Here is a 21,311-nt window from a genome sequence, read left to right on the forward strand (position 1 = left end):
TATGTTAAACATTGGACCATTTTCATTTCATTCTAGACTTTTATTAGGAACAGGTAAATTCCCTGATTTTGACGTGCAGCAAAAGGCAATTGACGTTTCTGAAGCTGAAATTTTAACGTTTGCAGTACGTCGTATGGATATCTTTGATGCAAAGCAACCTAATTTATTAGAGAAACTTGATGTGAAAAAATATACGTTATTACCAAATACAGCAGGGGCAAAAAACGCTGAAGAGGCTGTTCGTATTGCAAAATTAGCAAAAGCCTCTGGGCTTTGTGACATGATAAAGGTAGAAGTTATTGGTGATGATAGAACGTTATTACCTGATCCGGTAGAAACGTTAAAGGCATCTGAAATGTTACTAGAAGAAGGATTTATCGTACTTCCGTATACATCTGATGATGTTGTATTAGCACGTAAATTACAAGAGCTTGGCGTGCATGCGATTATGCCAGGAGCATCACCAATCGGTTCAGGGCTTGGTATTGTAAATCCATTAAATTTGAGCTTCATTATTGAACAAGCGACAGTACCAGTTATCGTTGATGCCGGTATTGGTAGTCCAGCTGATGCGGCATTTGCAATGGAATTAGGAGCGGATGGTGTGTTATTAAATACGGCTGTGTCAGGAGCAAAAGATCCTATTAAAATGGCACAAGCAATGAAATTAAGTATTGAGGCAGGACGTTTAGGCTTTGAAGCAGGTCGTATTGCACGTAAGCGTTGTGCAACTGCAAGTAGTCCTTTAGAAGGAATGAGCGTAGTTGAATAATCGATATTCTCGCCAAGAACTATTTTCTCCAATTGGAGAAGAAGGACAGCAAAAGATAAGAGAAAAGCATGTGCTTATTATCGGTGCAGGTGCATTAGGTAGTGCAAATGCAGAGATGTTTGTAAGAGCAGGTGTTGGCAAGATAACAATTGTTGACCGTGATTATGTAGATTGGAGTAATTTACAAAGACAACAATTGTATGCAGAGAGCGACGTAAAGAATAATCTTCCAAAAGCTATAGCGGCTAAAAAACGTTTAGAAGAGATCAATAGTGATGTAACAATAGAAGCTCTCGTTCAAGATGTAACAGCTGAAGAGCTAGAAGAACTTGTTACAAATGTTGATGTAATTATTGATGCGACTGATAATTTTGAAACACGCTTTATTGTGAATGATATAGCACAAAAATATTCTATTCCATGGATTTACGGTGCATGTGTAGGTAGTTACGGTCTTTCTTACACAATCCTTCCTAGTAAAACACCATGTTTATCATGTTTATTACAGTCGATTCCGCTTGGCGGGGCAACATGTGATACAGCGGGTATTATATCACCTGCTGTATCTCTCGTCGTTTCTCATCAAGTAACAGAAGCTCTTAAACTGTTAGTAGAAGATTACGAATCACTGCGAGATGGACTTGTGTCATTTGATGTATGGAAGAATGAATATTCATGTATGAATGTGCAAAAGCTTCGTAAACACAATTGTCCTTCGTGCGGAGAGAATGCGATATACCCGTATTTAAATAAAGAAAACACATCGAAAACAGCAGTTTTATGCGGGAGAAATACAGTTCAAATTAGACCACCTCATAAAGAGGAAATGAATTTTGAACAATATAAAGAATTGCTGGAAGGTCGCGTGAATGATTTAAATGTAAATCCATATTTACTATCATTTTCTGTTGAAGACAAGAGGTTAGTCGCCTTTAAAGATGGCCGTGTGCTCGTACATGGAACGAAAGATATAAGCGAAGCAAAAACGATTTATCATCGCTATTTTGGATAGAAAAGGATGAGGGGGATGAAAGTGAATAAAGCTTTAACAATTGCAGGGTCTGATAGCGGCGGTGGTGCTGGAATTCAGGCAGATTTAAAAACATTCCAAGAGCTTGGTGTATACGGAATGACGGCTATTACGGCAATTACTGCTCAAAACACGCTTGGCGTTCAAGGGGTATATCCTGTTCCGTTAGAAGGTATTACAGAACAGCTGAATTCAATTGGTACGGATTTAACACCAGATGCAGTGAAACTAGGAATGTTATTTAGTAGTGAAATAATTCAAATTGTTGCAGAACAAATTAAAAAGTTTGGCTGGAATAATATTGTGCTAGATCCCGTTATGATTGCAAAAGGCGGTGCATCATTATTACAGCAAGAAGCAGTGCAAGCATTAAAAGAATATTTATTACCAGTAGCAACTGTTATAACACCGAATGTCCCAGAAGCAGAAGTGTTAACTGGGATGGAGATTCATAATGTTGAAGATAGTAAGGAAGCTGCAAAAGTATTGCACGAATTAGGTGCTAAATATGTGCTTATGAAGGGCGGACATGCAGAATATCAAGGTAATGAAGTAATTGATTTCCTCTTTGATGGAGAAAAATTTATTGAGTTTAGAAGCGAGCGAATTCCTTCAAAGCAAACGCATGGAAGTGGGTGTACATTTGCTTCAGCGGTTACAGCAGGACTTGCGAAAGGATACTCAATTGAAGATGCTGTTCAAGAAGCAAAACGATTTATTAGTATAGCAATTAAAGAGCCGTTGAATATTGGTAGTGGCCATGGGCCGACGAATCATTTTGCATATAAGTTGAGTATAACAAAAGCATAAAGAAATGAATTTTGAAGACAATTAAATCCTCTATCCCTTATATTTTCTAAGAGGATGGAGGGCTTGTTTTTTTCGAGGAGAAAATAGAAATAGCAGTAAAATATAACAGTTTAATAAAAAAATAGTGAGAGAATATATTGTTTTAAGCAAGGCTGAATTCATAGAACATAGATTATTCTTGAACGAAGCAAATAGATGAGACGAATATTTTCACTGCTACATTTATAAGATTGAAAAGTCTTTTATAAACACTAATAATTTGTACGTACTCCTTCATATTACTATCTGATAATTACTCCACAGTTCCCCCTCGGAAACTATTTTATATATTTCATATCAACTGCCTGCCTTGTTCGATAATCTAAAAAAACTAATATAGGTAAAAAAAGGATGCTTTTTAAAATAATAGTAAAAAATGTAATTTATTCCTTTACTTTTAAAAGATGTTAATTTATTATTAAGTTGTTGCGAATTTTATTATTAATTTAGATTATTTAGAACAAATGATTATATTTGACTAGTATTTTCTCTGGGATTATTGGTGAAGTATAATTTACAACTACTAATCTATATATAATACTAATAAAACGTAATGATAAAATTATTGAATGGGGGTTTATCATGAAAATGAAAAAAATGAAGACATTTATTGTTGGTGCGGCGACGTTAGGGATTATAGGTACTGGTGCTGTTTCAGCACAAGCAATGGGACTACAGCATATTTCTATGGGTTCTGGTGCCACTGTTTACATTCAAGGGTTTAACGAAGTTGGTCACAAAGGTACTGGTGCTTATGGTACAAACAAAAATAAAGTAGTGACGGGTGTTAAAGTAACTTTAAAAGAAGGCAGTTTTAATGAGTCAGCTAACAATTATGCCAAGAGAGGAGGATGGACAAAGAAATTATCAAAAGTCAATAATCCATTCAACACGGCTTATACAAACTATAGTTGGAGATACTAGTTTAGTCTTTTACAAAACTATTTCTAACAGTATGTACATTACTGTTAGAAATAGTTTCATTTATAAAGAATAACTTTATTATTAAACATGATAAAGACGTGAAGGATAATGAGTATAATGTCTAAAATAATAAAAAAATCATGGTTACCTCTTTTTTTTACATTCATTGTATTTGGGACTATTGCTGGCGGAATTTCGATGATTTTATCTGTAGAAGAACAGATGTCAAATAATATTAATAAAAATACGTATCGGATTTCTATTAACCAAAATGAAGTAGAAACAAATTTTACAAACCAAGACTTACTATCATGGTTAAATAAACAACGTGCCAATTTTACATTTTATAAGAATATACCGCAAGAAGCTAGTCGATTAAGCTTTTCAAATGAAAATACTTTTATGTATAGCGTGGAGAAGGGAAAAGCTTATATTAATGTTTGGAACAAAGATGATCAAGTTGTTAAAAATGGTAAAAAGTACTTTTACTTTGATGGTAGGGAGTATGAAGTAATTGGCTATATTGATACTTTTACTAATGTAGTAGCGAATCTTGAGTCGTCGTTAGAAGCAACCCCAAAAGAATCAATAAAGGGAGAGTATTTCTTGGATGCAGGAGGAAATAGTGAGTCCCTTATACAGGATTTATTAACTACTATACAAGAAACAGATAATACAATTACAATCTCTTATGAAAAGGTTAAGCAAACATGGATAAATAATCTATTAAACCAAAAATATGCGCTTTTTATATTTCTTGGAACTAGTGCGATGCTATTTGTATCAGGATTTACTATCGTGCTTTCATGGGTAGAAAAATATAAGCGTGAGATGTTTGTTAGGCGATTATCAGGTGCGGGAGAAACAAGTTTATTATTAAGAGTTTATACTAATATGCTAGTTATTCGAGTAATAGGGATCATAATTGGAAGCTCGATAACATTTCTGATTACTGATGTTTTAAACCTATTACCGTATAATACTGTATTTCGTTTGGAATCAATCGTTGTAGGTATCATACTATTCTTTCTTATGGATATATTTTACACGTTCCCGATGTTGTTTATTAATCAAAGGAAACAATTAATCAAGATAATGAGGTAGGAAGATGTCAACTCAATTAAAATATGCTCTTGAAGATATTTGGAGGAAAAAGCTTTATTTTATTTTGTTTTTTACTCAGATTATGATTATCACATTGTTAATTACGGAATGTTTCTCTTTAATGTATAAAAAGCAAGATGCGTTTAACTATTTATCTAAGACATTTGATATTTCTAATGTTTATTATGTATCACTTGCAGAAAAAGAAAAGTATGTAGGTGGCGAATATGAAGAAAGTATTATGAAAGATTTATATACATATGTCAATGAAAATGAGAAGTATACAATTTTTTCTGATATTGAAGATTATATAGAAATAAAGGGTATTCCACAAAATTCTCTTTCCGTTGAAATAGAGCAAGGACAAACTAAGGTTCAAGCCTATAAAAGTTTAGCTATTTCACATAGTTTTATAGATGTTTTTGATTTAGCTTTATCAAAGGGAGAATTTTTTGATTCCGATTGGGAGTATACAAGTAACGAGAGTATACCAGTTGTACTGGGGCATTCTTATCAAAAGTTTATGAATATCAATGATGAGTTTGTTAATATAGATAATTTAAAGTATAAGGTGGTTGGTTTTTTACAAGAAGGACAAAGTTTCGTTGATATATCATCCGGCAAAGGTGTTATAGAGCTGGATGACACGGTATTAATACCAATGGATGTTACAAAATTTGATAATATGTATGTGAATGGAAATTATGCATATGAAACCTATCTTGAAAATGCAACAATTATAACAAAGAATAAAAATGATATAACAGAACTTAGAAATATTACAGAAAAATCACGACTATATAATTATAACTTCAATAATGTAGGTGGCGTCTCAAAGTATATGGAGATGTCTACCAAAAAATCTGTAGGTGTATTTTTGTTTATATCAATATGGGTAATTATTTTTGCCTTTTCATTAGTTATTATTAATACATTAGAATTTGTTAGAAAAAATTTAAGAGAATTTAGTATTCATATTTTTTGTGGTGGAAACAGATCGGATATTGCATTAAGGATTTTCTTACAAATATTTATTGTTTGGATCCTTGCTTCTATTATTTCTGTGCTAGTATCCAATCAACCTTTCATAGTATTAGGGGTTTCAGGAGCGATTTTATTTCTTTGTTTAATAACATGTATTCCTAGCTTTATTAAACTTTTTAGTTTACAGATAAGTGACATATTAAGGAGAAAAGAATAAATGATTGAGCTGAATAATATTTCAAAAGTTTATAATAAATCGAAGGCCAATGAAGTGAAAGTTCTTCAAAATATTGACTTGAAAATAGAAAAAAGTAGTATGTTAGCGATTATGGGTCCATCAGGTTCAGGGAAATCTACATTGTTGAATATACTTGGTTGCTTAGATATCCCGAGTATGGGTACTTATAAGTTGTATAATCAAGAATTGCAATCTTTAAATCGAAGGAAATTAGCTACTATACGAAATGAGCACTTTGGTTTTGTTGTACAAGATTTTGCACTTATTGAGGACTACACTGTTATGAAAAATGTTGAAATTCCAATTCTATATAGTAAGGACAAAACTAATAAAAAAGAAAGAGTGCTATCAATACTTGAAAGGCTTGGTATGAAGGAAAAGGCATCTGAATATGCATATAATTTATCAGGTGGACAACGGCAACGTGTGGCAATTGCCCGAGCATTGATTAACAATCCAGATATTATTCTAGCTGATGAACCAACTGGAGCATTGGATCAAAGAACAGGTCAGCAAGTTTTAGACATTTTTAAAAGTATACATCAAGAACAGAAAAAAACTATTTTAATTGTAACCCATGATGATAGGGTTGCGAAACAGTGTGATGGAATAATAAATATAGTAGATGGAAAGGTTTACTAAAAAATATTGACTTGAAAATTTTTTATAGGTTTTTCAAAGGTGGAAGGGATGGTAGATAATGAGGAAAAATGAGCCATATGAATCTAAAAAAAGAATACAAGGAAGTTGGATTCTACCCTTAATAATAGTTATATTGATTCTCTTGCTACGCCACTTTATGTTTACTCCTGTAGTAGTTGAGGGAAGCTCAATGATGTCAACTCTTCAGGACGGAGATAGAATGGTAGCGAATAAAATTGGATACAAATTAAATGGTCTAGAACGATTTGATATTTCTGTATTCAAGCATAAAGATGGAACGAATTATATAAAGCGTATTATAGGCCTTCCAGGGGATTATATTGAATATAAAAATGACCAGCTATATATAAATGGTAAAAAATATAGTGAGGCTTATTTGGAGAGTCAAAAGAAAGATTTGGAAAGGGAGGAGTTACTTACTGATGACTTTAATATAAAAACATTGCCATCAACTCTTAGTCCTATAGTTCCAGAGGGGCATTATTTTGTATTAGGAGACAATCGCCGTGGTAGTAAAGATAGTCGCGATATTGGTTTTATACCGGCAAATAATATTATTGGAAAAACAAATGTTGTTTATTGGCCTTTGAATGAGATGAAAATTGTTAAATAAAAAACATGGGTTAATGAATTGGATGATAAGTTACATTATAGGCTAACGGCTATCGTAGGATTAAGAAAATAAATAAAATCAGTTTGTTTACCTATTGTAATTCTCTTGCTACACTTGCAAAAAAATTAAAGGAAGAATATTTTTGAGTTTTTTTGCAAGTGTAGTTTAGATTGTGAGTATATAATATTCTTGAAGTTATATATTATATCGTTATAATAAAATACGATATATTTAGAGGCGGATATTACCTTACGTGCAGAATTTTTGTAAGTTGCATTCGCGGGATAAATTTTGAAAGAAAGAGAGAGTAAATGTTAAGGACACCTAAGATAGGTGCTTATATACATTTGCTTTTTTGTATGTAAAATATCATTTCTGTGAAAAAAGAAATGATAAGAAAACAGATGAAAGGGTATTAAAAATACATATTATAAGCGTTTAAATAATGAGATGTTTTCTTATTCTAGATAATTTACCTATTTACAAGTGAAATATAGAGGCGTATATTTACTTTCATAAATCATTTTTGAAAATTTTCAAAAAATCCTAAAATCGCTGAATTCCAAAAATGGAGCGGAGGAACCAATTTGTGCAGTGTCACTCGGGGTGAATCTTTCAAGTTTGAAAGTAGGGCTACTCTCAAAGTCCGAATCCGACAGCTAACTTCGTAAGCGTCTTGAGAGAGGACGGTGCCATGATGGATACATCACTTCATCGATCTGATTAGTATAGGGGAATATCAATTTATGTTTGATTTCTTTTATACTAAGGAGGATGAGGTACATGGAACTAACACTTATTTGTGTTGGAGAAGAAAGTAAGGTAGATAGTTTAAGAGATCTAGTATCATTTCAACATGAGTTAATTATTTTTACAGCAAATGAAGAGATAGCGGCTGAAGTTAGGAATTGTGGGTTTTGATTGGACTTATAGCTGCAGTAAGGAGCAGGACTTTACTAGTATTTTTGAGTGTATTAAGAAGGTGATTTTACTAGGGGATGAGCTTCCAATCGTTAGTTTTTTCACAGAACACATTCGCTTTTCTTTTCAAGCACCTATTACTGTTGTTACAAGGAATAAACGATATCCAGCGAGGCTCTATGAAACAATTGGAGCTAAGTTTGTCGTGTTTACAAATTGTGATAATATTTCTTTTTTATTTTTTTGAATAGGGCGGGGGAAGAAATGATGAAGGTACTATTACTTGGAGATATAGCAAATCGTTGGGCAGTATCGGTAGAGCGAGTTCAAGAATTGGTTAAGATCGATCCCCTTTTTCCAGGGCCGTATATTATATTACCATCAAAAGATGCTTTGTATTTAGAGGTGGATATTACCGAGTATGAGCAGCTACATGCAGAATTGACACAAGTTTATATTCGTGGGAGAAATTTACGTGCATTTTTACGAGGAGAATAAAGGTTGAATAAAAAGAGCGAATGCTGAGTGCAACAAGCTATGCACTTCATCTCATTCGCTCTTTTTATTTCATATTTAAAAGGTCATTTTTAAGAAAAGAGAAGAGAAATAAAGAAAATAGATGAAATAATAGTAATAATCTTCGATGTAAGCGTTTAAATGGATGTAAATATTATTATTTTCAGTAATTTAACCCTTTACAAGTGAAATATAGAGGAGTATATTTACTCTCATAAATCATTCATAAAATTTCCAAAAAAACCTAAAATCGCTGAGTTCCAGAAATGGAGCGGGGGAACCAATTTTGTGCATCGTCACTTGGGGTGAATCTTTCAGTTTTGAAAGTAGGGCTACTCTTTAGGCCCGAATCCGACAGCTAACCTCGTAAGCGTTTAGAGAGGAGGTTTACTTTTTGTTGTTCATTTTTTGAACACTGAGTAGAGCTCAGTGTTCTTTTTTAATATTCAAATGGTAAATTTTAACAAAAAACAAAGCGAGGGATAGCTATGTTAGATGTTGTAATGGTCGGGATTTTTATTTTATTAGTTGCATCAATGGCAAGTCTTGCAAGTTGGTCAGATAAAGTTGTGAAAGAAGGAAAGCAATCATGATGATTGTCTTATCGGTTATTGTCGCAGCAATTACAGTGTATTTAGTGTATGCATTATTAAATCCAGAGAAGTTTTAATTAGGGGGAATCATTCATTATGATTTGGGTTGCAGTCATTATTACAATGCTCTTGTTTATTTTAGTAGCAAAGCCAATGGGGATTTATTTAGAAAAAGCTTTTCAAGGTAGCAAAATGCTAGATAAAGTATTCGGGCCTTTTGAAAAACTTATTTTTAAAATTACGGGTGTAAAAGAATACAATCAAACGTGGAAACAGTACGCATTATCATTAGTTTTACTCAACGGATTTATGATTGTTATTGTATATTTCATTTTCAGATTACAAGGTGTGTTGCCGCTAAATCCAGCGCATATTGAAGGGATGGAGCCTACGCTCGCTTTTAATACAGCGATTAGTTTTATGGCTGATACAAACTTACAGCATTATAGCGGTGAAAATGGTTTATCCTATTTATCACAATTAATCGGGATTACATTTTTAATGTTTGCGGCACCAGCAACGACATTGGCGCTCGTTATGGCTTTTATAAGAGGACTTGCTGGAAAAGAACTTGGTAACTTTTTCGTTGATTTTACGAGAGCGTTAACGAGAGTGTTTCTTCCTATCGCATTTATTGCGGCACTAGTTTTTGTCGCACTTGGCGTACCGCAAACGTTAGATGGAGCGGTTACAGCACAAACGATTGATGGGGCAAAACAAAGTATATTACGTGGACCTGTTGCATCATTCGTTTCCATTAAGGAACTTGGAAATAACGGCGGTGGATTTTTCGGAGCAAACTCTACGCATCCTTTTGAAAATCCAGGACAAATGAGTAATATTTTGCAAATGATGCTTATGATGTTATTACCAACAGCACTTCCATTTACGTACGGACGAATGGTAGGAAATAAAAAACAAGGTCGCATCCTTTTCGTTTCACTTTTTATGGTGTTTTTACTAGGATTTATAACAATTACGACATCTGAACTAAACGGGAATCCGGCATTAAATGGAATGGGTATCGAACATGTACAAGGAAGTACAGAAGGGAAAGAAGTACGATTTGGAACAGTATTTTCTTCACTATACGCAACGGTAACGACAGCTGCTGAAACAGGCGCCGTTAATACGATGCATGATACGTTAACACCAATTGGCGGTTTAGTTCCACTTGTAAATATGATGTTAAACACAGTATATGGCGGCGTTGGAGCAGGTTTTGTAAATATTATTATGTATGCAATTATTGCAGTGTTTATATCTGGGTTAATGGTTGGACGGACACCAGAGTTTTTAGGTAAAAAGATTGAAGGTAAGGAAATGAAATTAATTGCGGTCACGATTTTATTTCATCCATTGCTCATTTTAGGCTTTTCGGCATTAGCTCTTTCAACAAATTTAGGGACGGATGCTATTTCTCATTCCGGTTTCCACGGTTTAACGCAAGTTGTATATGAATATACATCGTCAGCTGCGAATAACGGATCTGGATTTGAAGGATTAGGAGATAATACACCGTTTTGGAATATTACGACTGGTTTAGTTATGTTTTTAGGACGTTACTTCAGTTTAATTACGATGCTAGCTGTGGCAGCTTCGTTGAAAGAAAAAACGGTAGTGCCAGAAACAGTCGGAACGTTCCGTACAGATAATAGTTTATTTGGTGGCATCTTCATCGGAACAATTGTAATTGTCGGTGCATTAACATTCTTCCCGATGTTAGTACTCGGACCAATTGCAGAATTTCTTACATTGAAGTAATGGAGGGTAAATGATGAGACCGGTAGTAGTAAAAGAAAAACAATTAAATGAGTCACAAATACATGCTGTAGAAGATGAAGTTAGACAAGCGAAAACGATGGATCGTGATATCGTAACACATGCGATGAAGCAATCCATTGCGAAATTGAATCCGAAAGTCATGATAAAGAATCCGATTATGTTCGTTGTGGAAATTGGATTTATCATTACGTTCATTTTATCTTTTCTTCCAAGTAGTTCTAGTAGTATACCAGGTTGGTTTAATATAACAGTTTCTCTCATTCTATTATTTACAGTTTTATTTGCGAATTTTGCAGAAGCATTAGCAGAAGGTCGTGGTAAAGCGCAAGCCGATTCTTTAAAGCAGTCGAAGAAAGATGTGTTTGCAAATGTTGTAAAAGAAAATGGAGACATTGTCCAAGTTTCAGCAACTGATCTTACAAAAGGTGACGTTGTTATCGTAAAACAAGGAGAAATGATTCCAAGTGATGGTGAAGTAATCAAAGGGTTAGCATCTGTAGATGAATCTGCAATTACAGGGGAATCAGCTCCTGTTATAAAAGAAGCAGGCGGTGATTTTTGTTCCGTAACAGGTGGAACGATGGTCGTAAGTGATGAAATTACAATTGTCATTACGAGTAATCCTGGTGAATCATTTATCGACAAAATGATTTCTTTAGTAGAAGGAGCTGCTCGTCAAAAAACGCCGAATGAGATTGCTTTAAATACAGTATTAACGAGCTTAACTCTTATTTTCTTGATCGTCGTTATGACGTTGCCGATTTTTACAAATTATTTAGGTTTTCAAATTGATACTGCTGTGCTAGTTGCATTATTAGTTTGTTTAATTCCAACGACAATTGGTGGGCTATTATCGGCAATTGGTATTGCTGGGATGGACCGGGTAACAAAATTTAACGTGTTAGCGATGTCAGGGAAAGCAGTAGAAGCTGCGGGCGATATTAATACAATTATTTTAGATAAAACAGGTACGATTACTTTTGGGAACCGAATGGCTCATACATTATTACCTGTAGGAAATGAAACGATTGAGCAAGTTGGAAAGTGGGCTGCTATTAGTTCTGTTTTAGATGAAACACCAGAAGGCCGATCTGTTATCGAGTATGTGCAGGGAAAATCTATATCATATAATAGAGAACTTGCAGAACAAGGTGAGTTTGTTCCGTTTAAAGCAGAAACGAGAATGAGTGGTGTTGATTTACAAGACGGAACGAAAGTGAGAAAAGGTGCTGTAGGTGCCGTTATTGAATGGGTTGAGTCACAAGGCGGAACAATTCCGAAAGATGTAAATCAAAAAGCAGACTTAATTTCAAAAGAGGGCGGAACACCACTTGTAGTTGCAGTAGATAATCGTATTTATGGCTTAATTTATTTAAAGGATACAGTAAAACCGGGTATGCGTGATCGTTTTGAACAGTTGCGCCAAATGGGGATTAAAACGGTTATGTGTACAGGTGATAATCCGTTAACAGCAGCAACGATTGCAAAAGAAGCAGGAGTAGATGAATTCGTTGCCGAGTGTAAACCAGAAGATAAGATTGCTGTTATTAAAGCAGAGCAAGATAAAGGGAAGCTTGTAGCGATGACAGGTGATGGTACAAATGATGCGCCGGCATTAGCACAGGCGGACGTTGGATTAGCGATGAATAGTGGTACGACAGCAGCGAAAGAAGCGGCGAACATGATTGATCTAGACTCGAATCCGACGAAAATTATTGAGGTTGTAGGAATCGGTAAGCAATTGTTAATGACGCGAGGTGCGTTAACGACGTTTAGTATTGCGAATGATATAGCGAAATATTTTGCAATCATTCCAGCAATGTTTACACTTGCGATTCCGCAAATGGAGGCATTGAACATTATGAAATTAACATCACCACTGTCAGCGATTTTATCAGCATTAATATTTAACGCTGTTATTATTCCATTACTCATTCCGTTAGCGATGAAAGGTATTGCATATAAACCGATGAGTTCTAATGCATTGCTTAGCCGAAACTTACTTATTTATGGGCTTGGCGGAGTTATCGTTCCGTTCATTGGAATTAAGGTAATTGATATGATTGTCGGCTTGTTTATATAAGGAAGAGGGGAAAAAGATGGAGAAGAAACAAAGTATACTATCACCAATTATCCGTATTACTTTTACATTTCTAGTGTTGTGTGGACTTGTATACCCACTTATTGTTACTGGTATTGCACAAGCAGTGATGAAGGATAATGCGGATGGAAGTCTAATATATAATGATAAAAATGAAGTGATTGGTTCTAAATTAATTGGTCAAAACTTCACGGATCCACGTTATTTTCAAGGGCGTGTTTCTAGTATTGAATATAAGGCTGAAGCATCTGGTTCAAATAACTATGCACCATCTAATCCAGATTTAGCAAAACGGGTAGAGAAAAGTATTGAAGAGTGGAAGAAACAAAATCCAACTGTTCCAGTTACAGAAGTGCCGATGGATTTAGTAACGAATTCAGGTTCAGGGCTAGATCCTGATATTAGTCCGAAGGGGGCGTCCGTACAGGTAGAGCGCATCTCGAAATTAACGAGAATCCCGAAAGAAACGCTGGATCAGTTGATTAAAGATCAAACAGAAGGTGCAGCACTTGGTTTATTTGGAGAAGATCGAGTGAACGTCTTAAAGCTAAATTTGGCATTACAGAAATTAATGAAATAGTAACAGTGCTACCTCAATCTAATGGATTGAGGTAGCGTTGTTTCGAATGAAAGGTAGTGTTTATTTTGTATGCAGATGATTATGAACCGAAGTTTCAAAGGCGAACGCCAGAGGAATATTTAGAATATATTCGTCAGCAAAATCGCGGAAAGTTAAAGCTATATGTAGGAGCAGCTCCAGGCGTAGGAAAAAGTTATAAAATGCTCTATGATGCTAGAGAGATGAAAAAGGATGGTACGGATATTGTAATTGGTTTAATTGAAACGCACGGGAGAAAAGAGACAGAAGACGCAATTGCTGATTTAGAACAAGTTTCTTTAAAAGAAATAGATTATAAAGGGAAAGTGTTTTATGAACTCGATGTGGAAGGAATTATAAAACGGGCACCGCAAGTCGTTGTTGTGGATGAACTTGCGCATAGTAATGTTCCTGGTTCTAAACATAAGAAACGTTATATGGATGTGCAGGAATTGTTAGAGGCTGGTATATCGGTATTATCAGCTTTTAATATTCAACATTTAGAAAGTGTTCATGATATTGTAGCTCAAATTACGAATGTAAAAGTAAGAGAACGAATTCCAGATTTTATTTTACAAAAAGCAAATGAAATTCAGCTCGTTGATGCAACGCCTGAGGTATTAAGGAAGAGACTAATAGACGGAAAGATATATAAAGAAGAAAAAATTCAGCAAAGCTTACAAAACTTCTTTACACTTAATAATTTAGGAGCACTTAGGGAATTATCACTTCGAGAAGTTGCCGATGATATGGACGAGAAAATTAGCCAAACAGTAATAGAACCAATTGGCGTAAAAGAAAAAATTCTCGTTTGTGTACAATACAGTTCAACAGCGGAGAAATTAATAAGACGGGGATGGCGCATGGCTGATCGGTTAAATGCTGAATTGTACGTATTAAACGTTGAGAGGGAAAATATAGATTCTATTTCAGCTGGAAAAAAGCAGACGATTGAAGAGTGGAAGTTGCTAACGAATCAATTTGATGCAAGCTTTGTATTAGAAGAAGCAAAAGGAAGAAAGCCAGCAGATGTTATTATTGAAGTGGCAAAAAGATTACAGGTGACGCAAATTTTACTTGGACAATCGGCAAGAACAAGGTGGGAAGAAATACGAAAAGGCTCTATTGTAAATGAAATTATGAGACAAACAAAATTTATTGATATTCATATTGTTGCGGATCAAAGAGGGTAAAATAGAGCTGACCTTTTTGGGGCCCTATTTTACTTTTTGTACAGCATGAAAGCGTAGCATTTTCATTGCATATAAGATTACAAGTAAAAACATAATTGCGCCTAGGAAGAAAATCCAAAAGTATTTTTGGTTAAATAAAAGAAATCCACCTATAAGTGGCCCTGTACCCATACCAAGATAGCGGATGAAGTTGTACATACCGATAGCTGTTGCGCGTTCTTGTACAAATTCTTCTGTTAATAAAGTAGTATGAGTTGGCATAGAAAGTCCCATACTAAAACCGTACAAAGATGTAACGATAATGATGAACGTGATATTGATGTTATATGTGAAAGAGAATAAAGTGACACATATAATATTGAAGAAACTTGTAATGAATAAAGCTTGCTTTGTTGTGAGGCGTTTTTGCAAAAACTTGTAGCAATAACTTCCTAGCATAATAGAAAGAGACATCGGTACAAACATAAGACCAATTTCACTTGCAGTTAAGTGAAATGAATTTGTTAAAATGCTCGGTAAAAAAACGAGGAAGCAAAAGTAAATACAAAATTGAATGAAGCCAATAAGAGTAATAGAAAATCCAGTTTTATTTTTTAAGATAAACCAGTAATTCTTTTTTGCTTGCGGTTGTTTACTTACAGTTGGTTTTGTTTCTGGAAGTAGTGAAATATTTATCGTTAATAAGAGAATGCCAAGTATAGATAAAAAGAGAAATACGGATACGTGGCCATTTATACTGCCTAGATAACCACCAATGAGAGGACCGATCGCAGGTGCAAGAGCAAGTAACATTTGATACAGGCTCATTGCTTCTCCTCGTTCTTTTCCTTCAAATAAATCGCCGATAATCGTTGCTGCTACTACAGGTATAGCTGCTATTCCTATAGCTTGAACAGCTCTGAAAAATAGAAATACATATATGTTCGCTGAAAAAGCACATCCGATTGAACCAATTGTACTAATGATCAAACTAGGGATAAGGACAGATTTTCTCCCTCTTGTATCAATCAAAGGTCCATATATGAGCTGCATAATCGCAAGAACGAATGTGAAAAGGGAAACTGTTACATTTACAAGATAAAGAGAAGTGTGAAAAGAACCTTGAATTATGGGCAAGATAGGCGTGTAAATATTTTGAGCGAAGGAACCGAGTAAGGCACTCATACAGACGACATATAAAATGAAATGTATTTTGGATTTTTTCATTATGTTAACCTCCTTGTCATTTAGTTTCCTTGGAAACTAAAATTATTTTAACATGATTTTCTCACTTGTAAATATGAAAAAATGATTTTAAAATGGTATATAGTTAATTTGTTTCTTTAGAAACTCAGGAGGCGAACGGATTGGATTATGCAACGAAACAAATGGAAATACTTTCGGACATTCGTACACTTTTGCATAAAAAAGAAGAACATTTGAAAGGGCAAAATGAGAAATTTCTTCGTGAGACAGGTATAAGTGGTATGTCTTTATCTGAGTTACATGTGATCGAGTGTATCGGGAAAAATGGTTTGATGAATGTAACTGCTATTACGACAGAAATGGGAATGACGAAGGGTGCAATCTCTAAAATTTGTACAAAGTTGTTTCAAAAGAAATTCGTTGAGAAGATGCAAATGTTAGATAATCAAAAAGAAATCTTCTTCCGTTTAACGGAAAGCGGAAATGAAATATATAAAGCTCATGATAAATTACATAAACAAGCTGAAGAAAAGTGGCTGTTATTTTTAGATAGATATACGAAAGAAGAGCAAGATTTTATTCAAAGATTTATAAAGGATGTCTCCAACCATTTGGAAATATAATTGGAAGAAAAAACTCCTTTTTCTCAAGTCTTTTGAATATAATTTCTGAAAGAACTCATATATAATAGAAAAAGATACTTAACATGGTGAATAATTAAAGAGTCAATATATATAGAGGAGAGAGTAACATGCTTGAAAATACGGGGTTAGTATTAGAAGGCGGCGGTATGCGTGGTGTGTACACGGGCGGGATATTAGAATACTTTATGGAACAAGATTTATATTTTCCATATGTAATCGGTGTATCAGCTGGTGCTTGTCATGCAGCGTCGTATCTTTCCAGACAAAGAAATAGAAATAAAACAGTAAACATTGATTATGCATCACACCCAAAATACTTATCGTATAAAAATTTATGGAGAAAACGCCAGTTATTCGATATGGAGTTCATTTTTCATGAGATTCCAGAAAAGCATGTTCCGTTTGATTTTGAAACATACTTTAATAGCCAAGAGCGTTTCCTTGTAGGAACGACAGATTGTGAAACAGGACAGTCTATTTATTTTGAAAAAGAAGGAACGAATGATGATGCACTAAATTTATTACAAGCATCTAGTTCATTGCCTTTCATTGCACCTGTAGTAAATTACCGTGGTAAGCAATTATTAGATGGCGGGATTTCGGATCCAATTCCAGTTCGTAAAGCACAGGAAGATGGTTTTAAAAAATCAGTCGTTATTTTAACGAGAAATCATGGTTACGCGAAGAAAAAATCAAAGTTTGGATGGGTTGCAGCGAAAGCTTATAAAAAATATCCGAACCTTGTTAACACGATGCTGAATCGTTATGAAGTGTATAATGAAACACTTCACTACATTGAAAAAGAAGAACAAGCTGGGAATTTATTTGTTATTCGTCCAGAAGTGCCGCTTCAAGTAGATCGTATGGAAAAAGATACAGCAAAACTACAAAATCTATATGAGCAAGGCTATGAAGATGCAAAGAGACAGTTTGCAGATTTGCAGGCGTTTTTGCAAAAATAATAATTAGGCTGTGGAGATGGAGTTCTCTGCAGTCTTTTTATTATTGGTTTCAATACCGAATGTTGGTTATACACGTTTTTAGATTATGGTATAATATGGATAAAAGTATGTGAAGAGGTGATACATATGGAAAATGTATATAAAGGACTTAGACATACTGGATTTATTATGATGTTTATTTTTGGTAGCGTATTTTTACTTCGCTGGTTTATTCATGATGAAATGTTATTAGATCAACTTATTAGTTTTAGTGTGGGCATAGTAATGGTTATTTCATCAGTTTTCATTCAAAAGTATAGTAAAGAATTACAGGTAGAAGAGAAATATTAAAAGGTTATAAGCTCCTTCATATTTTGGAGGGACCGTTATAGTTTGAATGATTGTTATAAAAGAAAAGTAGAGCATCGGATTTCGATGCTCTACTTTTTTAATGTGGTAAGAATATTAATTGATAAGCAAACAAAATTCCAAATACATATACAAGTGGGTGAACAGCACGGAATTTACCTTTTGCTACTTTCATAAGTGGGTATGAAATAAATCCAAGTGCGATACCTGTTGCGATACTTGATGTAAGTGGCATGCTTAATATTACTAAGAATGCTGGGAATGCTTCATCAAATGCGTCCCAATCGATGTGGCGAACTGAACCCATCATAAGACTACCAACGATAATTAATGATGGGGCAGTAATAGCTGATACACCAGAAACGGCACTTACTAATGGTCCAAAGAATGCTGCTAGTGCGAATAGAACAGCTACTGTAACAGTTGTTAAACCAGTACGACCACCAGCTGCAACGCCAGCAGAAGATTCAATGTAAGCTGTTGATGGTGTTGTTCCGAACATAGAACCGATTGTTGCCGAGAATGAGTCAGATAGAAGAGCTCGTCCAGCTTTTGGAAGTTTCCCATCTTTCATAAATCCACCTTGTTGAGCTACCCCAAGTAATGTACCTGTTGTATCGAACAATGTAACAAGGAAGAATGAAAATACAACGCCGTACAATCCGTAGTTAATTACATCAGATACAGCAGTAATTGGATTTGAAACGATAATTCCTTCTGGTAATCCAGGCATTGATGTAACACCATTTGAGAATGTTAATTGTCCTGTGAAGAAAGCGATAATACCAGTTAATAGCATGCCGATAAATAGTGCGCCATTTACATTTAAAGACATAAGGATAATAGTAATTCCAAGTCCAGCTAATGCTAGTAGAACTGGAGCAGAGTGAAGATCACCAAGTCCAACTAAGTTTGCATCATTTTTTGTAACGATACCTGTTAAACGTAAACCGATAAAGGCGATAAATAGCCCGATACCAGCAGTAATTGCATGTTTTAAGTTTTCAGGAATTGCTTCCATTAATTTTGTACGGAAAGATGTAAATGATAGCAAAATTAAAATCATACCTGCTACGAATACAGCAGAGAATGCAATTGCGAAAGTCATGCCTTCATGTGCTTTTACAACAGAGTAAGAGAAGTAAGCATTTAATCCCATACCTGGCGCGATTGCGATTGGTAAGTTTGTAAAGATTGCCATAAATAATGTTCCGACAACAGCAGCAATAATTGTTGCTGTAAATGCTTGTTCAAATGGAACACCTGCATCCCCAAGGATGACAGGGTTTACGACAATGATATATGCCATTGTTAAGAAGGTAATAATACCTGCCATAATTTCAGTTTTAATAGAAGTTTTATGTTTTGAAAGGTTAAACATATAAACATCCTTTCTGTTTACGAATAATTTTCACAACAGTTATATATAATATTCGTTTTTTAACTATTTTGCAATAGTTTTGCATAAAAAGTTTACAACAATTCATATTTTGTGTCTTAAATTCGAATATTAATCGTAATATGATGTGCGAATTCCAGTTTTTATTATGCACATTATAAGAAAAAGGAGTTGAAAGAAGCTATGCCACAGCAAAAAAACTTTGTAACAATGCCGGCGCAACATCAAAATAAACAGCCTGGCATTGAATCATTAATGAATCCTCTACCGCAGTTTGAAGATCCCAATTATAAAGGAAGCGAAAAGTTAAAAGGAAAGAATGTATTAATTACAGGTGGAGATAGCGGAATTGGACGAGCTGTTTCCATCGCTTTTGCGAAAGAGGGAGCAAATATTGCGATTGCGTATTTAGATGAGGAGGGGGATGCTAATGAGACGAAGCAATATGTTGAGAAAGAAGGTGTAAAGTGTGTATTGTTGCCGGGTGATTTAAGTGATGAACAGCATTGTAAAGATGTTGTTCAAGAGACCGTCCAGCAGTTAGGTAGTTTACAGGTTTTGGTAAATAATGTCGCGCAGCAATATCCGCAGCAAGGCTTAGAGTATATTACAGCAGAACAGCTAGAGAAGACTTTTCGTATTAATATTTTTTCTTATTTTCACGTTGCGAAAGCCGCACTTTCTCATTTAAAGCAAGGTGATGTCATTATAAATACAGCGTCTATCGTTGCATACGAAGGAAATGAAACTTTAATTGATTATTCCGCAACGAAAGGGGCAATCGTAGCTTTTACAAGATCACTTTCCCAATCGTTAGTGCAAAAAGGGATTCGTGTAAATGGTGTTGCGCCAGGACCAATTTGGACACCACTTATTCCATCAAGCTTTGATGAGAAAAAAGTATCACAGTTTGGGAGCAATGTTCCGATGCAAAGACCTGGTCAACCATATGAATTAGCGCCAGCATATGTATATTTAGCGTCTAGTGATTCATCCTATGTTAGCGGACAAATGATACATGTAAATGGGGGAGTTATTGTAAATGGATAGTTTTCATTTATAAGAGCAAAGTAATGTTAATTCCACTTATTATAGTGAGCACTAGGGGGGATATAGCTGAAAAAGTCATGTTTCGTCATACTATTATTTTTCATCCTACCGGTTAGTGCTTTTGCTAATACAGATCATTTAATATTAGTAAATCTTACGACAAACCAGTTGTCTTTTTTTGAAAATGGAAATTACACAAAAACATTTCCAGTAACGACTGGAAGAGAGCGTACACCTACGCCTGAAGGTAACTTTTGTATTATAACTAAATTTAAAAATAAAGAATACCATCGAAAAAAAATACCTGGGGGTGCACCGAATAACCCTCTCGGTACGAGGTGGCTGGGACTAGATAAGAATGAATATGCGATTCACGGGACAAATCGGGAATGGACGATTGGAAGTAGGGAATCAAATGGTTGTATTCGCATGCATGACAGGGATATACAATGGTTATATGACCGAGTACAATTACAAACAAAAGTAATCATTTCTCGTTTTCATACGAGTCCCGAATATGAAGCGAATAAGCTTGGTTATCGCGTTGTGAGCTGGAATGGTCGAAAAATAGAAGAAGAACAAATTGGAGTACTTACGCTAGTAGACCGCGCGGATATATATTGGCAAGAACCAAATGGACAGTTAACGAAAGTGAAAACGGTATTGCCAAATGAAAGATATCCAGTGTACTCAAAACGAAAAGATGGAATATATTATATAGGAAACAATTCGTATATTATAGATGAAACAGGAGAGAAAATTCGTTACGAGCAAATTCCTTCTTCGATTTTAAGTAATATATATAAACGGAAATACAATGTTCCGTAATGGCTACCGTA

The 21,311-nt window shown here is 34.7% G+C and carries 22 protein-coding genes, 1 pseudogene and 2 riboswitches; of the genes and pseudogenes, 21 read left to right on the forward strand and 2 right to left on the reverse strand.

Going from position 1 to position 21,311, the window contains the following annotated elements; genetic code table 11:
- Position 1: 1 nt before the first annotated feature.
- From thiG to kdpDN, 16 genes and pseudogenes are all read left to right on the forward strand, one after another.
- Positions 2 to 772 carry a thiazole synthase gene (thiG, locus tag AXW78_RS03705; RefSeq protein ID WP_000931981.1) on the forward strand — a complete coding sequence of 257 codons (771 nt, stop codon included), beginning with the start codon at positions 2 to 4 and terminating at the stop codon, positions 770 to 772.
- A complete protein-coding gene (thiF, locus tag AXW78_RS03710) occupies positions 765 to 1,784 on the forward strand; it encodes a thiazole biosynthesis adenylyltransferase ThiF (RefSeq protein ID WP_061883791.1) in 1,020 nt (339 codons plus the stop codon). The genes thiG and thiF overlap by 8 nt, the downstream gene beginning before the upstream one ends.
- A 15-nt stretch (positions 1,785 to 1,799) precedes the next feature.
- On the forward strand, positions 1,800 to 2,612 hold the full coding sequence (gene thiD / locus AXW78_RS03715; protein ID WP_000867380.1) for a bifunctional hydroxymethylpyrimidine kinase/phosphomethylpyrimidine kinase: 813 nt from the start codon (positions 1,800 to 1,802) through the stop codon (positions 2,610 to 2,612).
- A 621-nt stretch (positions 2,613 to 3,233) separates the two neighbouring features.
- Positions 3,234 to 3,575 carry a hypothetical protein gene (locus AXW78_RS03720; protein ID WP_000782480.1) on the forward strand — a complete coding sequence of 114 codons (342 nt, stop codon included), beginning with the start codon at positions 3,234 to 3,236 and terminating at the stop codon, positions 3,573 to 3,575.
- A 117-nt stretch (positions 3,576 to 3,692) separates the two neighbouring features.
- Complete coding sequence (locus AXW78_RS03725) at positions 3,693 to 4,679, forward strand: hypothetical protein (protein WP_000034766.1); 987 nt, start codon at positions 3,693 to 3,695, stop codon at positions 4,677 to 4,679.
- Between the two features lie 4 nt (positions 4,680 to 4,683).
- Positions 4,684 to 5,880 carry an ABC transporter permease gene (locus AXW78_RS03730; RefSeq protein ID WP_000107177.1) on the forward strand — a complete coding sequence of 399 codons (1,197 nt, stop codon included), beginning with the start codon at positions 4,684 to 4,686 and terminating at the stop codon, positions 5,878 to 5,880.
- A complete protein-coding gene (locus AXW78_RS03735) occupies positions 5,881 to 6,543 on the forward strand; it encodes an ABC transporter ATP-binding protein (protein ID WP_000571593.1) in 663 nt (220 codons plus the stop codon). It begins immediately after the preceding gene.
- A 58-nt stretch (positions 6,544 to 6,601) separates the two neighbouring features.
- Positions 6,602 to 7,177 carry a signal peptidase I gene (lepB, locus tag AXW78_RS03740; protein WP_001230620.1) on the forward strand — a complete coding sequence of 192 codons (576 nt, stop codon included), beginning with the start codon at positions 6,602 to 6,604 and terminating at the stop codon, positions 7,175 to 7,177.
- A gap of 543 nt (positions 7,178 to 7,720) precedes the next feature.
- A riboswitch (cyclic di-AMP (ydaO/yuaA leader) is annotated at positions 7,721 to 7,867 on the forward strand.
- A gap of 93 nt (positions 7,868 to 7,960) precedes the next feature.
- Positions 7,961 to 8,345, forward strand: a pseudogene (locus AXW78_RS34750) (hypothetical protein).
- Positions 8,346 to 8,362: 17 nt separating this feature from the next.
- Positions 8,363 to 8,596 (forward strand): hypothetical protein, encoded by a 234-nt coding sequence (locus AXW78_RS03750; RefSeq protein ID WP_002163849.1) that lies wholly within the window; start codon positions 8,363 to 8,365, stop codon positions 8,594 to 8,596.
- A gap of 259 nt (positions 8,597 to 8,855) precedes the next feature.
- Positions 8,856 to 9,001, forward strand: a riboswitch (cyclic di-AMP (ydaO/yuaA leader).
- A gap of 101 nt (positions 9,002 to 9,102) precedes the next feature.
- Entirely contained in the window at positions 9,103 to 9,207 is a 105-nt protein-coding gene (locus AXW78_RS03755; RefSeq protein WP_000887894.1) for a SipW-dependent-type signal peptide-containing protein, read from the forward strand.
- Positions 9,207 to 9,284, forward strand: a complete 78-nt coding sequence (gene kdpF, locus AXW78_RS03760; protein WP_223153441.1) for a K(+)-transporting ATPase subunit F — start codon at positions 9,207 to 9,209, stop codon at positions 9,282 to 9,284. The genes AXW78_RS03755 and kdpF overlap by 1 nt, the downstream gene beginning before the upstream one ends.
- Before the next feature lie 19 nt (positions 9,285 to 9,303).
- On the forward strand, positions 9,304 to 10,971 hold the full coding sequence (kdpA, locus tag AXW78_RS03765) for a potassium-transporting ATPase subunit KdpA (protein ID WP_000638318.1): 1,668 nt from the start codon (positions 9,304 to 9,306) through the stop codon (positions 10,969 to 10,971).
- Between the two features lie 13 nt (positions 10,972 to 10,984).
- A complete protein-coding gene (gene kdpB, locus AXW78_RS03770; RefSeq protein ID WP_001247994.1) occupies positions 10,985 to 13,075 on the forward strand; it encodes a potassium-transporting ATPase subunit KdpB in 2,091 nt (696 codons plus the stop codon).
- 16 nt (positions 13,076 to 13,091) lie between these two features.
- On the forward strand, positions 13,092 to 13,673 hold the full coding sequence (gene kdpC / locus AXW78_RS03775) for a K(+)-transporting ATPase subunit C (protein ID WP_046946542.1): 582 nt from the start codon (positions 13,092 to 13,094) through the stop codon (positions 13,671 to 13,673).
- Between the two features lie 56 nt (positions 13,674 to 13,729).
- Positions 13,730 to 14,884, forward strand: a complete 1,155-nt coding sequence (gene kdpDN / locus AXW78_RS03780) for a KdpD-like non-kinase potassium sensor (RefSeq protein WP_003300067.1) — start codon at positions 13,730 to 13,732, stop codon at positions 14,882 to 14,884.
- 24 nt (positions 14,885 to 14,908) lie between these two features.
- On the opposite strand, the gene AXW78_RS03785 is transcribed toward kdpDN, so the two are convergent.
- Positions 14,909 to 16,090: an MFS transporter gene (locus AXW78_RS03785; protein ID WP_061883793.1), complete on the reverse strand. Its 1,182-nt coding sequence runs from the start codon at positions 16,088 to 16,090 to the stop codon at positions 14,909 to 14,911.
- A gap of 140 nt (positions 16,091 to 16,230) precedes the next feature.
- Between AXW78_RS03785 and AXW78_RS03790 the strand changes: the two genes are divergently transcribed.
- The 3 genes from AXW78_RS03790 (at position 16,231) to AXW78_RS03800 (ending at position 18,005) form a co-directional block, all read left to right on the forward strand.
- The gene (locus tag AXW78_RS03790) at positions 16,231 to 16,692 is read left to right on the forward strand and encodes a MarR family transcriptional regulator (RefSeq protein ID WP_000384217.1); all 462 of its coding nucleotides are present in this window, start codon (positions 16,231 to 16,233) and stop codon (positions 16,690 to 16,692) included.
- A gap of 128 nt (positions 16,693 to 16,820) precedes the next feature.
- The gene (locus AXW78_RS03795; protein WP_000892694.1) at positions 16,821 to 17,675 is read left to right on the forward strand and encodes a patatin-like phospholipase family protein; all 855 of its coding nucleotides are present in this window, start codon (positions 16,821 to 16,823) and stop codon (positions 17,673 to 17,675) included.
- A gap of 126 nt (positions 17,676 to 17,801) precedes the next feature.
- On the forward strand, positions 17,802 to 18,005 hold the full coding sequence (locus AXW78_RS03800; RefSeq protein ID WP_000432808.1) for a hypothetical protein: 204 nt from the start codon (positions 17,802 to 17,804) through the stop codon (positions 18,003 to 18,005).
- Positions 18,006 to 18,102: 97 nt separating this feature from the next.
- Here AXW78_RS03800 and AXW78_RS03805 read toward each other — a convergent pair whose 3' ends face one another.
- Positions 18,103 to 19,404, reverse strand: coding sequence for an NCS2 family permease (locus AXW78_RS03805; protein ID WP_000482710.1), 1,302 nt, complete (start codon positions 19,402 to 19,404; stop codon positions 18,103 to 18,105).
- Positions 19,405 to 19,605: 201 nt separating this feature from the next.
- Here AXW78_RS03805 and AXW78_RS03810 point away from each other — a divergent pair, with 201 nt between their 5' ends.
- Both AXW78_RS03810 and AXW78_RS03815 read left to right on the forward strand, forming a co-directional pair.
- The gene (locus AXW78_RS03810; RefSeq protein ID WP_001136284.1) at positions 19,606 to 20,472 is read left to right on the forward strand and encodes an SDR family oxidoreductase; all 867 of its coding nucleotides are present in this window, start codon (positions 19,606 to 19,608) and stop codon (positions 20,470 to 20,472) included.
- A gap of 66 nt (positions 20,473 to 20,538) precedes the next feature.
- Entirely contained in the window at positions 20,539 to 21,300 is a 762-nt protein-coding gene (locus AXW78_RS03815; protein WP_033669406.1) for a L,D-transpeptidase, read from the forward strand.
- Positions 21,301 to 21,311 lie beyond the last annotated feature (11 nt).

Source organism: Bacillus thuringiensis, from assembly GCF_001595725.1.
Taxonomy (GTDB): domain Bacteria; phylum Bacillota; class Bacilli; order Bacillales; family Bacillaceae_G; genus Bacillus_A; species Bacillus_A thuringiensis_K.